Origin of the sequence: Streptomyces sp. NRRL F-5135, assembly GCF_000719775.1 — a bacterium.
GTDB lineage: Bacteria > Actinomycetota > Actinomycetes > Streptomycetales > Streptomycetaceae > Streptomyces > Streptomyces hebeiensis.
In genome coordinates, this window is the sequence record NZ_JOHR01000011.1 from 239924 (window position 1) to 253126 (window position 13203).

At 72.8% G+C, this 13203-nt stretch carries 13 protein-coding genes; 6 read left to right on the forward strand and 7 right to left on the reverse strand.

The annotated features are described in order from the left end of the window. Positions 1 to 115: 115 nt before the first annotated feature. From IG02_RS0121045 to IG02_RS42205, 4 genes are all read right to left on the reverse strand, one after another. Entirely contained in the window at positions 116 to 1285 is a 1170-nt protein-coding gene (locus IG02_RS0121045; protein WP_051765419.1) for a serine hydrolase domain-containing protein, read from the reverse strand. A 161-nt stretch (positions 1286 to 1446) separates the two neighbouring features. Continuing rightward, positions 1447 to 2325: a hypothetical protein gene (locus IG02_RS0121050; RefSeq protein ID WP_051765421.1), complete on the reverse strand. Its 879-nt coding sequence runs from the start codon at positions 2323 to 2325 to the stop codon at positions 1447 to 1449. A gap of 86 nt (positions 2326 to 2411) precedes the next feature. Further along, positions 2412 to 3152, reverse strand: coding sequence for a MerR family transcriptional regulator (locus IG02_RS0121055; protein ID WP_030750244.1), 741 nt, complete (start codon positions 3150 to 3152; stop codon positions 2412 to 2414). 150 nt (positions 3153 to 3302) lie between these two features. Further along, on the reverse strand, positions 3303 to 3860 hold the full coding sequence (locus IG02_RS42205; RefSeq protein ID WP_051765441.1) for a PH domain-containing protein: 558 nt from the start codon (positions 3858 to 3860) through the stop codon (positions 3303 to 3305). 421 nt (positions 3861 to 4281) lie between these two features. Here IG02_RS42205 and deoC point away from each other — a divergent pair, with 421 nt between their 5' ends. The 3 genes from deoC to IG02_RS0121075 are packed head-to-tail and all read left to right on the forward strand — an operon-like array spanning position 4282 to position 7780. Continuing rightward, positions 4282 to 5229, forward strand: coding sequence for a deoxyribose-phosphate aldolase (gene deoC, locus IG02_RS0121065; RefSeq protein WP_030750249.1), 948 nt, complete (start codon positions 4282 to 4284; stop codon positions 5227 to 5229). 42 nt (positions 5230 to 5271) lie between these two features. Next, entirely contained in the window at positions 5272 to 6768 is a 1497-nt protein-coding gene (locus tag IG02_RS0121070) for an aldehyde dehydrogenase family protein (protein ID WP_030750253.1), read from the forward strand. Then, positions 6761 to 7780: an aldehyde dehydrogenase family protein gene (locus tag IG02_RS0121075; RefSeq protein ID WP_078854658.1), complete on the forward strand. Its 1020-nt coding sequence runs from the start codon at positions 6761 to 6763 to the stop codon at positions 7778 to 7780. Before IG02_RS0121070 ends, IG02_RS0121075 begins: the two co-directional genes overlap by 8 nt. Positions 7781 to 7912: 132 nt before the next feature. On the opposite strand, the gene IG02_RS0121080 is transcribed toward IG02_RS0121075, so the two are convergent. Then, a complete protein-coding gene (locus tag IG02_RS0121080; RefSeq protein ID WP_030750258.1) occupies positions 7913 to 8344 on the reverse strand; it encodes a hypothetical protein in 432 nt (143 codons plus the stop codon). A gap of 205 nt (positions 8345 to 8549) precedes the next feature. Between IG02_RS0121080 and IG02_RS0121085 the strand changes: the two genes are divergently transcribed. Next, positions 8550 to 9230: a uridine kinase family protein gene (locus IG02_RS0121085; RefSeq protein ID WP_234314840.1), complete on the forward strand. Its 681-nt coding sequence runs from the start codon at positions 8550 to 8552 to the stop codon at positions 9228 to 9230. A 178-nt stretch (positions 9231 to 9408) separates the two neighbouring features. On the opposite strand, the gene IG02_RS0121090 is transcribed toward IG02_RS0121085, so the two are convergent. Continuing rightward, positions 9409 to 10359: an NAD(P)-dependent alcohol dehydrogenase gene (locus IG02_RS0121090; RefSeq protein ID WP_030750264.1), complete on the reverse strand. Its 951-nt coding sequence runs from the start codon at positions 10357 to 10359 to the stop codon at positions 9409 to 9411. Between the two features lie 130 nt (positions 10360 to 10489). On the opposite strand from IG02_RS0121090, the gene IG02_RS0121095 reads away from it, so the two are divergent. Both IG02_RS0121095 and IG02_RS41685 read left to right on the forward strand, forming a co-directional pair. Continuing rightward, positions 10490 to 11353, forward strand: a complete 864-nt coding sequence (locus IG02_RS0121095) for a helix-turn-helix transcriptional regulator (protein ID WP_199814056.1) — start codon at positions 10490 to 10492, stop codon at positions 11351 to 11353. Positions 11354 to 11476: 123 nt separating this feature from the next. Further along, the gene (locus IG02_RS41685) at positions 11477 to 11764 is read left to right on the forward strand and encodes a hypothetical protein (RefSeq protein ID WP_158712355.1); all 288 of its coding nucleotides are present in this window, start codon (positions 11477 to 11479) and stop codon (positions 11762 to 11764) included. Between the two features lie 386 nt (positions 11765 to 12150). On the opposite strand, the gene IG02_RS0121105 is transcribed toward IG02_RS41685, so the two are convergent. Then, complete coding sequence (locus tag IG02_RS0121105) at positions 12151 to 12963, reverse strand: SigE family RNA polymerase sigma factor (protein WP_030750268.1); 813 nt, start codon at positions 12961 to 12963, stop codon at positions 12151 to 12153. Between the last annotated feature and the right edge of the window lie 240 nt (positions 12964 to 13203).

The window sequence follows — 13203 nt, forward strand, 5'->3', positions numbered from 1 at the left end:
GCGTACGGGACGGCTGCCGCCGGCCGTCCCGCCCGCACGCCGGTCGGCGCAGGCAACGTGGGCGCGGCCAGGACGAGGAGGTGCTGAATCACGCGACAGCAGCTCCGGACAGGACCTAATCCTGGAGGAACGCCGGGAAGCCGAAGCGCTGGCCGATCCGCAGCCCCTGGGCGTGTGCGTCGGTGCCGGTCACCGAGTAGACGACCGTACGGGAGAGGTCCCGGGTGGCGACAATGGCGGTGTTGTAACCGGGGCGCGCGCCCGTCTTGCCCCACACCTCGACGCCGTCGATCTCGAACCGCTCCAGTCCGGCCGACTTGGTGGCGCCCGCGACGCCCGCGGGAACGGTGAACATCTCCTCCAGTTGCGGTCGCGGCACGATCCTGCCGCGGAACAGCGAGGTCATCAGCCGCTCCAGGTCGTCCATGGTCGAGATCATGTCGCCTGCCGCCCACCGGTCCGACACGTTCCACTCGGTCACGTCCACGAGCTTCCCGTCGACCAGCTGGTAGCCGCGGTTGTGCGGGCCGTGCAGACGCGGGTCGGTGCCGGGGAACGAGGTCCGCCGCATGCCGGCGGGCCCGAGGACGTACCGGGCCGCCCCCTCCTCGTACGTCCGCCCCGTCACCTTCTCGACCAGCATCGCGAGGATCGTGTAGTTGACGTTCAGGTAGTGCTGCCGCGTCCCCGGGCCGAACTCCGGTCCCTTCGCCACCCCTGCGGCCACCACGTCCTCGGGGTTCAGCGTGTCGAACCGGTGCGCGTACTGCTCCTCCCAGGAATCGCCGAAGCCGTCCCCCGGCTGAATGCCGCTGGTGTGGTTGAGCAACTGCCGTACGGAGACGGGCTCGAACTCCGGCGTCAGCAGGCCCGGCAGATAACTCTGCACCGGTCTGTCCAGGTTCACCTTGCCGTCGGCGGCGAGCCTCAGCACCAGGGCGGCCGTCACGACCTTCGTCACCGACCCGGCCCGGAACCGCCCGTCCGCGACGGCGGGGTCCTGGCTGCCCGTCTCCCGTACCCCGGCGCTTCCCTCCCACCGCCCGTCCCGTCCGCCGGCGCGCACGACCGCGCTCGTCGCCTCACCGTCCGGCAGGCCCACGAGCGCGGCCCGCAGCGCCTCGGCCCGCGGATGCTCGGCGACCCGTGACACGGCGCCTCCGCCGGCCCCGGGTACGCGCTCCTGCCGGGGCAGGGCCACGGCGGATCCCGCCCCCACTCCGAGAGCGAGGACGGCCGATACGGTCACGAGCACGGCACGGCGGTTGAACGGGGTAACGCGCATAAGGGACTGCCTCTCCAGCTGATGGTGTCCGAACGACCTCATCCTGGCGACGGGCGCGGCCCTCCCGGATCCTCATCGAAGACGGCTCTCCCCCTGATCGTTCTCAGGGGCATCCCCCAGGCCCGCCCGGGGAGTCGGGAGCGGACATCCCTACGGGACGCTCAGCGCGGCGTCGGCCCCGCCGTCCCCCGCGCCGGATCCGTCCGGGCTCGGGTGAGCGCGGCGACCGTCTCACGCGGGTCGTCCGCGTGGAACCGGAGCGTCCGGGCGAAGCCCCGCGCGCCGAGCGGCCGTACGAACTCCACCGGCTCCGTCAGCTCCACCGTCACCGTGGTCTGCCCGCCCACCACGAGGTCGAGCACCCCGTCCGCGCTCAGCTCCAGCAGCCGCCCGTCGGGGTAGCGCCGCTCGACCCTGGCGACGGCGACGGCGGCGGCGGGAACCCGCAGGTCGAACAGTCCGCCGTACCGCACGCGCAGCGAGCCGTCGGCTCCCACGACGTGCGGCCGGACCACGCAGGAGGCGTGCAGGCCGAGGATCAGCACCACCCCGTACACGTCGACGACGAGCAGGATCGCGTGCACGACCGGCCAGGGGACCACCAGTGCCAGCAGAACCGTCTCCACGACGGAGACGAAGAGCAGCCCGTACATCAGGGCCGTCTGCGGCCCGGTGTACGCGACGGCCAGCGCGCCGTCGGGGACCTGGTGGCGGCGGCGCAGCAGCCACAGCCCGAGGCTGCGCAGGGCCCGGATCTCGTACGCGACGAGCCGGCGCGCGCCCACGGGGAGCAGCGTCCGCAGCGCGCCCCGCACGGCGTGCCGCCGGCCGGCGCCGGCCCGTCGCCGCGTGGCGTACAGCCGCCACAGGACCACGGCCTCCAGCACGAGCACGGTCGCCACCAGTGCCTCGGCCACCACCAGGACCGCTCCGGGGATCCGTACGCCGGCCGCCAGGCACACCAGGACGGCCGCCTCGGCGGGCAGCACCGCCCCGGCCGCCGCCCGCGCGGCGCGCAGGCTCATGCCCCCCGTGCTCATGCCCTTCTGACTCCCGGCCCCCTTGCTCTCGGCCCTCTGACTCTCGGCCCCCTGACTCTCGGCCCCCTGACTCTTGGCCCCCTTCCTCATGACGCCCTCTCGCGCATCCGGACGGCCAGCCGTGCCATCACCCGGCGCACCACCTCGGCCTGGGCGGGCGGATAGTCGGCGAGCAGCGCCTCTCCGAACCCCGTCGCCACCGGGCCGCCGTCCGGGATCGCGGCCAGGACCGCGTCGGGTACGGCGGCGGCCAGTTCGTCGGCCAGCGCCGCGACGCGCGGATCGTCCGTCGCCGCCCCGTCCAGTTCGTCCAGCCGTCCGTACGCCGACAGCACGGCGGGGTCCTCGGCGATGTGCCGCAGCGCCGCGAACACCGCGTCACTGCCGACCGTCGAGTCCAGCAGGATCAGGTGCTCGCGGTCCTTGGCGGCGGCCGGCGACGCGGTGGCGGGCGCTGCCCTCAACAGCTCGGCGAGCGCGGGGGACAGCGGCGCGTCCGGCGTGAGCGGTCCCTCCAGCAGACCCGCCAGTACCTCGCGGCGCCGCCGGAGCTCGTGTTCCTGGCGCGCGAGGTCGGCGTCCAGCTCGCGCAGCACCTCGGCCAATTCGCGCCCGGAGTCGTCCGCGAGGACGTCCCGTACCTCGTCCAGGGCGAGTCCGAGCTCGGTCAGCCGCCGGATCCGGGCCAGCACGACGGCGTCGCGGATGCCGTAGACGCGGTACCCGTTGGCCCGTCGCAGAGGCTCGGGCAGGAGACCGATGTGGTGGTAGTGCCGCACGGCCCGGGAGGTGACTCCGACGAGCGCGGCGATCTCTCCGATGCGCATGGCGCCAGTAGAAACCCTGCCGCTGCGACAAGGTCAAGCGCGGAGGCGGCCCGCCGGCCGCGTCCACGGCGGGACCTGTGTCCTTTGTGCGCTTCAGCGCAACCGGGGACACAAAAGACGGCCCGGGCGCGCGCCCGCAAGGACCACCGATCAGCCCGTGAGCAGCAGCACCACGAGGAGGACCAGTCCGGCCAGCGCCGGGGCGATGACCTCGTACGCCCAGCGCACCACCGGCTCGCCCTGCGCCTCGGGGCGGGACTCGGCGCGCTCCGAGAGGTCACGGAGGTCGGCCACCGCCTGGTCCGCCAGTGCGGGCGTCGGCGTCCGCGGGGTCTCGGTGCCGGGCGCGGCGAAGGGGTCGGAGCGCGTGGGCGCGCCCTGGCCCCGGTTCGCGCGCTTGCGCTGCCGCAATGACACCGGCACCGCCCACATCTGGTACTTCCCCGATTCGGTGAACACCTCGCACGAGAACCGCGCCCGCACGTCCGTGACCACTCCCCAGGGCAGGGTGATCGTCCGCAGCGGGTTCCTGACACGAAGCCGGTCCCGGTTCGCGAAGACCGCCGGGCGCACGGTGTACGCGGCGATGAGCGGGACCGCGAACAGCATCCCCGCGAGCGCCAGCCATGGCGTCCGGCCCGTGCCCCGGACCAGCGCGTCGCCGCCGAGCCAGAGGATGATCAGGAGCATCATCGCGCCGCCCGCGATGCCACCCGCCGACCGGTAGACGCGATCGGCGTAGGCGGGCCCGGCGGACTGCCCCGCGCCCGAGGGCTGCCCGGCGGGCTGCCGTACGGCCGAGGACCTCTCCGCCGACGACCGCTCGGCCGAGGACCGCGCGGCGGATCGTTCGGCGGGCCGCTCGGCGGGCCGACGCTCGCGCGGCTGCTCACCGGACCGCTGCTCGGGCGCCTGCTCGGCGGGCCGCTCACCGGACCGCTGCTCGGCGTCCCGCTCCTCGGCGGGCTGCTGCTCGGGGCTGGGGCTCGTCATACGCCGATTCTGCCGTACGGCCCCCGGCACCCCCGCGCCCCGTCCGGGCCCGCCCTCGTAACCGCACCGGACACCGCCCCGGTCCGGGACCCCCTACCCATTCCACTACGCGCGTAGATATGCTCACCTGGTGACCATGCCCACCATCACCTCCGCACTCGCAGACGTGACCGCGTCCGACAGCGCGTTGCGCCGCTTCCTCCATGGGCTGCCCGGCGTCGACGCCGTCGGCCTCGAAGCGCGCGCCGCCTCGCTCGGGACGCGGTCGATCAAGACCACGGCCAAGGCGTACGCCATCGATCTGGCCATCTCCATGATCGATCTGACGACACTCGAAGGCGCGGACACCCCGGGCAAGGTCCGGGCGCTCGCCGCCAAGGCCCTCCGTCCCGACCCGACCGACCGTACGGCCCCGGCGACCGCCGCCGTCTGCGTCTACCCCGACATGGTGGAGACGGCCGCCGCCGCGCTCGCCGGGTCCGGGGTGAAGGTCGCCTCCGTCGCGACCGCCTTCCCCGCCGGCCGCGCCGCGCTGGGGGTGAAGCTGGCGGACACCCGCGACGCGGTCGCCGCCGGCGCCGACGAGATCGACATGGTCATCGACCGCGGCGCGTTCCTCTCCGGGCGCTACCTGAAGGTGTACGAGGAGATCCGCGCGGTGAAGGAGGCGGCCGGGGCCGCCCGCCTCAAGGTCATCTTCGAGACCGGCGAGCTCTCCACGTACGACAACATCCGCCGCGCCTCCTGGCTCGGCATGCTCGCCGGGGCCGACTTCATCAAGACGTCCACCGGCAAGGTCGGGGTCAACGCCACCCCCGCCAACACGCTCCTGATGCTCCAGGCGGTGCGCGACTTCCGGGAGCGGACCGGCGTTCAGGTCGGGGTGAAACCCGCGGGCGGCATCCGCAGCAGCAAGGACGCGGTCAAGTTCCTGGTCCTGGTCAACGAGACCGTGGGCGCGGACTGGCTGGACAACCACTGGTTCCGGTTCGGCGCCTCCAGCCTGCTGAACGATTTGCTGATGCAGCGCCAGAAGCTCAGCACCGGCCGGTACTCCGGCCCCGACTACGTGACGGTGGACTGATCCCCCATGGCCCCTGAAACCCCGATGGCCCCTGAGACCCCCATGACCTCCCCGCGCCCGACGACGTCCCCGTCTCCCTTCGAGTACGCCCCGGCGCCCGAGTCCCGTGGTGTCGTCGACCTCGCGCCGTCCTACGGCCTGTTCATCGACGGCGAGTTCACCGAGAGCTCCGACGCCACGCGCGGCGGCGGCACGGGCGGCGGCACGGGCGGCGGCCTGCGCAAGACGGTCAACCCGGCCACCGAGGAAGTCCTGGCCGAGTACACCCAGGCCGGCGACGAGGACGTCGACCGCGCCGTACGGGCGGCCCGCAAGGCGTTCTCGACGTGGTCCGCGCTGCCCGGCGCCGAGCGCGCCAAGTACCTGTTCCGGATCGCGCGCATCATCCAGGAGCGTTCGCGCGAACTGGCGGTCCTGGAGACGCTCGACAACGGCAAGCCGATCCGGGAGACCCGCGACACGGACCTCCCGCTCGTCGCGGCGCACTTCTTCTACTACGCGGGCTGGGCCGACAAGCTGGCCCATGCCGGCCACGGGCCGAACCCGCGCCCCCTCGGCGTGGCGGGCCAGGTCATCCCGTGGAACTTCCCGCTGCTCATGCTCGCGTGGAAGATCGCCCCGGCGCTGGCCACCGGCAACACCGTCGTGCTCAAGCCGGCCGAGACGACCCCGCTCTCCGCGCTGTTCTTCGCCGACATCTGCCGCCAGGCCGGGCTTCCCCGGGGCGTGGTCAACATCGTCACCGGCGACGGCGCGACCGGCGCGGCGCTGGTCGCGCACCCGGGCGTGGACAAGGTGGCGTTCACCGGCTCGACCGGCGTGGGCAAGGCGATCGCCCGCCAGGTGGCGGGCACGGACAAGAAGGTCACGCTCGAACTGGGCGGCAAGGGCGCCAACATCGTCTTCGACGACGCCCCCGTCGACCAGGCCGTCGAGGGCATCGTGAACGGGATCTTCTTCAACCAGGGGCAGGTCTGCTGCGCGGGCTCCCGGCTGCTGGTGCAGGAGTCGGTCCACGACGAGGTCCTGGACTCGCTCAAGCGGCGGCTGGCCACGCTGCGCGTGGGCGACCCGCTGGACAAGAACACCGACCTCGGCGCGATCAACTCGGCCGAGCAGCTGGCCCGTATCACCGCGCTCGCCGAGACGGGCGAGGCCGAGGGAGCCGAACGCTGGTCGCCCGACTGCGCGCTGCCGTCCGCCGGCTACTGGTTCGCGCCGACGCTCTTCACGAACGTCACCCAGGCGCACACGGTCGCGCGCGACGAGATCTTCGGCCCGGTGCTCTCCGTGCTGACGTTCCGCACCCCGGACGAGGCCGTGGCCAAGGCCAACAACACGCCGTACGGCCTGTCGGCGGGCATCTGGACCGAGAAGGGCTCGCGGATCCTCGCCGTCGCGGGCAAGCTCCGGGCGGGTGTCGTCTGGGCCAACACGTTCAACAAGTTCGACCCGACCTCGCCGTTCGGCGGCTACAAGGAATCGGGCTACGGCCGCGAGGGCGGCCGCCACGGCCTGGAGGCGTACCTCGATGTCTGACACCCCCCGCGAGAAGACCGCGAAGACCGCGAAGACCGCTAAAACCGCGAAGACCGCTGAGACCTCGAGGACCGCTGAGACCTCGAAGAAGAAGCCGGCGTCCGACGCGGAGCCGGGCCGCGCGCGGCTGAGCGTGTTCAAGACCTACAAGCTGTACGTCGGGGGCAAGTTCCCCCGTTCCGAGAGCGGCCGGGTGTACGAAGTGACCGACTCCGCAGGCACCTGGCTGGCGAACGCGCCGCAGTCCTCCCGCAAGGACGCCCGGGACGCGGTCGTCGCGGCCCGCAAGGCGTTCGGCGGCTGGTCGGGGGCCACCGCGTACAACCGCGGCCAGGTCCTCTACCGGATCGCCGAGATGCTGGAGGGCCGCCGGGAGCAGTTCGTCGCCGAGGTCGCGGACGCCGAGGGCCTGTCGCCGGAGCGGGCCGGGGCGGTCGTGGACGCCGCGGTCGACCGCTGGGTGTGGTACGCGGGCTGGACCGACAAGATCGCCCAGGTCATCGGCGGCGCGAACCCGGTGGCCGGGCCGTACTTCAACCTCTCCACGCCCGAACCGGCCGGCGTGGTGGCCGTCCTGGCGCCCCAGGAGTCCTCCTTCCTGGGCCTGGTCTCGGTGATCGCCCCGGTGATCGCCACGGGCTGCACGACGGTGGTGGTCGCGAGCGAGAAGGCTCCGCTGCCCGCGCTCTCCCTGGGCGAGGTGCTCGCCACGTCCGACCTGCCCGGCGGGGTGGTCAACATCCTCTCCGGCCGCACGGCCGAGCTCGCGGCCCCGCTCGCCGCGCACCAGGACGTGAACGGGATCGACCTCACCGGGGCGGACGAGGGGACGGCGAAGGACCTGGAGACCGCCGCCGCGGACAACCTCAAGCGCGTCCTGCGCCCCTCGCCCGCCGGCGCCCCGGCGGACTGGTCCGCCGACCCGGGCACGCGCCGCCTGACGGCCTTCCTGGAGACGAAGACGGTCTGGCACCCGACGGGCAGCCTGGGAGCCTCCGGCTCGGGGTACTGACGGCAACGGCGTACTGACGGCAACGGCCTACCGGCGGTACCGGCGACTCAACGCCACGTCCCGCTTCCCCCGTTCAAGGGGAAGCGGGACGTTTTCACTGCTCTGTACGCGACGGGCGCGCGCCGCCGCCCGTCAGCCCGGCAGTGCGCCGAGCACGCCGCCGATCACGGGGAAGTCCTTGAGCGAGGCGCTGCCCTTGGTCAGCGGGTCGGTCAACGACGCGGTGGAGAGCGGCTTGAAGTCGGCGATCCGGGTGCCCACCGCGTTGTCCAGCGGATCAACGCCCGTGCCGGCCAGCGGGTTGAGCTTGAGGTTCTTGACCGGACCCAGCGCCCCGGCCGCCGCGTGACCGAGCGCGCCGAAGACACCCTGGCCCGCGGCGGTGGCCGCCGTGGCGAGTTCGGTGTCACCGTTCGCCACGGTCGCGCCGGTGGGCTCGACCGCCTGCGCCGCCGTACCGCCGCCCAGCCCGAGGGCCGCGCCCGCGGCGGTGACGGTCAGCCCGGCGCGCAGCAGGGCGCGGCGCGGGGATCCCTGGGAGGTACGAGCTGCATGACGTGCCATGAGATGTCCTGCCTGCCGGAAGTGCGGGGAATGAGGAGAGATGCGGAGAGATGAGGGTGATGCCGGACGTTGCGAGAGATGCGGCATACACACCGTCATCGTAGCGGCACGCACCGTAGCCGCTCCGCGTGGTTCGCGCCACCACGCCTCACCAATCCGCCTTCCGGTGTCCACCGTCAGGATTCATGCCGCACACTGGTGTCCCGTGACTTCTCCTTCCCTGCCGACCAGGGTCGTGCTGCTCGCGGGGCCCTCCGGCTCCGGAAAGTCGTCCCTCGCCGCGCGTACCGGCCTGCCCGTGCTGCGGCTCGACGACTTCTACAAGGAGGGCGACGATCCGACGTTGCCCCTGGTCCCGGGCACGACGGACGTCGACTGGGACTCCGCGCGGTCCTGGGACACGGAGGCCGCCGTCGCCGCGATCGCGGAGCTGTGCCGCGGGGGGCGTACGGCCGTTCCCGTCTACTCCATCGCCACCAGCGCACGGGTGGGCACGGAGGCGCTCGACATCGGACGCACGCCCCTGTTCCTCGCGGAGGGCATCTTCGCCGCCGACATCGTCGCCCGGTGTCAGGAGCTGGGCGTGCTGGCCGACGCGCTCTGCCTGCGCGGGCGCCCGTCGACGACCTTCCGGCGGCGGCTGGCACGTGATCTGCGCGAGGGGCGCAAGTCGGTGCCGTTCCTGCTGCGGCGGGGCTGGCGGCTGATGCGCGGCGAGCGCGCGATCGTGGCGCGGCAGACGGCGCTGGGCGCGTACCCGTGCGGAAAGGCGGAGGCGCTGAGCCGTATCACCGCCGCCGCGGCCGGACGCTGCGTGATGGCGCGTTCCGTGCCCGCCCAGGTCTCCGCGGAGATCGACCGGACAGGGCCTAGCACACCATTCTGACCCGCACTTATGCGAGGCGATGAGGCTGGGACCCGCTAGGACGGGTTGCAGAGGCGATCGGAGGCAGTCAGAGGAAACCGCTCTGATTCGACCCGGGCCACTCGGAGCAGTCAGCGGCACGACCTCCGCAACTGGCCGTTGGCGCCCTTCAGACCGGATGCGCACGAGAACGACGGAGCTATGCCGCCACCGCGACCACGTGCTTGCCCACGACGCCGCCGCGCTCGAACGCCCGGTGCGCGGCAGCGATGCCCGTGAGCGGATACACGCTGTCGACCACCGGGCGCAGCGCACCCGACGTGACATGACCGGCCAGGTCACGGAGCACGGCGGTATCGGGATTGGCACTGAAAGCGCGGATCCGGCGGGCACCGTACACGCTCGACGCGGCGATCGCGGCCAGGGCCGAAGCGGACAGTCCCACGGTGACCATCCGGCCGCCCTTGGCCAATCGGCTCCGGTAGCAGTTCAGTTCCGAGCCGACGGTGTCGACGATGACGTCGAACGGCCCGATCCGGTCCGAGGTGGTGGCGCGGTAGTCCAGGACCTCGTCGGCTCCGAGGCCGGTGAGGAGCTCGGCGTGGCGGTCGCGGGCCAGCGCGGTCACATGGCCGCCCATCGCGTGCGCCAGTTGCACGGCGGCTGTGCCGACGCCGCCGGCCGCGCCCCGGACCAGGACCCGTTCCCCGCTGGTGAGATGCGCGCTGTCACGCAGCGCGAGCAGTGCCGTGGAGCCCGCGACGGTCAGCGAGGCCGCCTCGACCGGCGAGATGCCTTCCGGGGCGGGTGCGATCCGGTCCGCGGGGACCACGACGTACTCGGCCGCCCCACCGGTGGTGTGCCGCTCCCGGGGATGCACCATGCCCCACACCCGGTCCCCGACCCGATGACCCGCGACATCGGCGCCGGCCGCGGCGACCGTCCCCGCGAAGTCCAGCCCCACACCGATCGGGAACCGGCGCCCCGACACCATCTTCAACTCCCCCGCCCGGACGATCACGTCGTGCCCGTTCACGCTGGACGCCTCGACCGACACCAGCACCTCACCGGCGCCGGGAGCGGGACGGTCCACGTCATTGATCCGCAGTACGTCCGCCTTGCCGAAACCCGTGATCTGAACAGCTTTCATGTCGGTGTCCTTCCGTGACCGGCTGTGGTGTGTCCGATGCTGGACCCCGCACGCGGCATCACGGACGTTCTCCTTATCCTGGGTCCGGCAGACCCACCCTCGGGGGCGGCGCCGACGGCATACTGGCGTCATGACCGACGCCTCCCCCGCCATGAGCGACGATCCCCGTCGCGAACTGGCCGAGTTCCTGCGCACCCGCCGAACCCGGCTGCGTCCGCAGGACGTCGGCCTGGAGCCCGGCCCGCGGCGACGCGTCGCCGGGCTGCGGCGGGAGGAACTGGCCCTGCTGGCAGGGGTGAGCTCGGACTACTACCAGCGCATGGAGCAGGGACGCGACGTACGCCCCTCCGACCAGGTCCTGGACGCCCTCGCCCGCGCCCTCGACTTCTCCGCCGAGGAGACGCGCCACCTGCACGGTCTCGCCGCCGCCGCTCGCACCCCGGCCCGCCTGCCGCGTGCGTACGAACCGGAGACGGTACCGGACACGACGCTACGGCTGCTGCGGGGCATGGCCTCGCCCGCTCTGGTCGTCGGCCGCTTCCTGGACGTGCTGGCCTGGAACCCCCTCGGCGCAGCCCTGCTGGGAGAGTTCACCCGGCAGCCGCAGAGGGAGCGGAACCTGCTGGCTCTGTTCCTGCACCCCGAAGCCGACCGGACCTGCCCCAATCGCGCCGCCACTGTCGCCGAGCTGATCGGAATGCTACGGACACAGGTCGCCGCCGATCCGGGACATCCGCGCGCCGTAGAACTGGTCGGTGAACTCGCCGTCCGCAGCGACGAGTTCGCGGCCCTGTGGGCCCTCCACGACGTGGAGGAACCGACCCGCGGACAGATACACCTCAACCACCCCCAGGTCGGTGAACTGAACCTGGACTGGGACGCCTACCCGATACCGGGCAACCCCGGCCCCGCCCTTGTCGTCTGCACCGCCGCCGACGACAGCCCCGACGCCGAACGCCTGCACATCCTCGCAGGTCTGCTGGGCGCCCGCTGATTCAGTACGGAATCCAGTCCGTGGGCCCGGACCCTACCGGCAGGCCGATCCCGCGCTGCCGACGGAAGCGGCGGCCCATGGGCGCCTGCGCGTGCGTGTGCGTGTGCGTGTGCGCCCCCCGGCGTGGCCCGTCGAACCGGTCGAAGGCTGCGGACAGGCCTACCGGGTTCACGGTCCTGGGCGGGCGATGAGGGCAGCGAGCAACGAGAGGCCAGGCCCGCGCGTCTCGCTTCTTGGACTACCGACGACGGCTCGCAGCTCGTCGACGCGGCGGGGAAAACCTTCGCCGACGGACTCGCCGAGCTGATCGGAGACACGCTCGACGGCTCCTCGGCCGCGACCGCCGTCCGCGACATCCCGAAGCTGCGCTCCGCGCTCGAACGCAACCAGGTCGGCACGCCCACAGGCTGACGGACACCACCACGACGACCGTCGCGGGCCCGGGCGGCACCAGAGGCCGGAGCACGGACACGAGCCGGAGCACGGGTACGGGCGCGAGTACGGTCGCGGGCAGCCGCTGAGGCGGGCGGCACACGCGAGGCGGGACCGTACGGGCCCCCCGGCCCGTACGGTCCCGCCTCTCTCCCCGTTGCCCCCCGTGATCCCCCGTTGGGTCCCCCGTGTCTCCCCTGACCCCTCGTGGCACATCCGCCGCCTGCGCGAAGGATGCGTTCCTCCCCCTTTTCCCCTCGGTCCCCCCGTCGTTCCCCCGGTGTTCCCCCGTGCTCCCGCCGTCTCCCCCGAGAACGGCGGGTCCCGCTCCCCCGTGTGTCCCGGTGGTCCACCCGGGACGGCCCTCAGGCGACCAGTTCGCCGAAGGACTCTTCCTCGTCACGGCCGAAGCTGAGGACGTCGTCCTCCCGCAACCGGCGGAGCGACCGCCAGATGCTCGACTTCACCGTGCCGACACTGATGTCGAGGATGTCCGCGATCTCCGGATCGGTACGGCCCTCGTAGTAGCGCAGGACCAGCATCGTGCGCTGGAGTTCGGGCAGCCGGGCGAGCGCCTGCCAGAGCACCGCGCGCAGTTCCGTACCGCGCATGGCGTCGGTGTCGCCCACCGTCTCCGGGAGCTCCTCCGTCGGGTACTCGTTGAGCTTGCGCCGGCGCCAGGCGCTGATGTGCAGGTTGGTCATCGTGCGGCGCAGATAGCCCCCGACGGCCGCCTTGTCGCTGATCCTGTCCCAGGCCCGGTAGGTGGAGAAGAGCGCGCTCTGGAGCAGGTCCTCCGCCTCGTACCGGTCGCCGGTCAGGTGGTAGGCCGTGGCGTACAGGGACGCGCGGCGCTCCCGCACGTACGCGGTGAACGCGGCCTCGGCCTCGGCCGACGCGCTGTCCGCCCGGCCCGTCCCGCCCGTCCCGTCAGGGCCGCCGGCGCGCTCCGGCCGCTCGCCGCGCTCCCCCGCCGGCCGCCCGTACGCGCCTCCCCCGGAGCCCAGCCTGTCCGCGTCAACCACCGTCATGTACGACGGCTTGTGCTGACGCCCGGCGCCGCGAACGCACCCCCGCCCGTTCACGGCGCCGGACTTCTCGCCGCTCCGCGTGACCGTGAGGTCGTGAAGACGCGTGACCACCGCGTTCATGGTGGTGCCGCCGTGCGTTGCGTCCATCGCGTTCATCCCGCGCCCCCCGTCAGTTGGAGTTGCCTCGTTCGTCGTGCCAATGAGCTTGCCGGGGCAGTTTCATGGCGCTGTCCTCCGACTGTCACAGGCCTGTCACAGGGGGCCAGGGGCCTTGAGGTCGCGCGGATGGGTGGGGCGGCGTCGCGTGCCGATGGGCGGCGCCCGGCGGCGTTGTCGTCGGTCATCCCCAAGGTCTCGGCTTCGCTCGACCAGGGGAGGCCCCTTCCG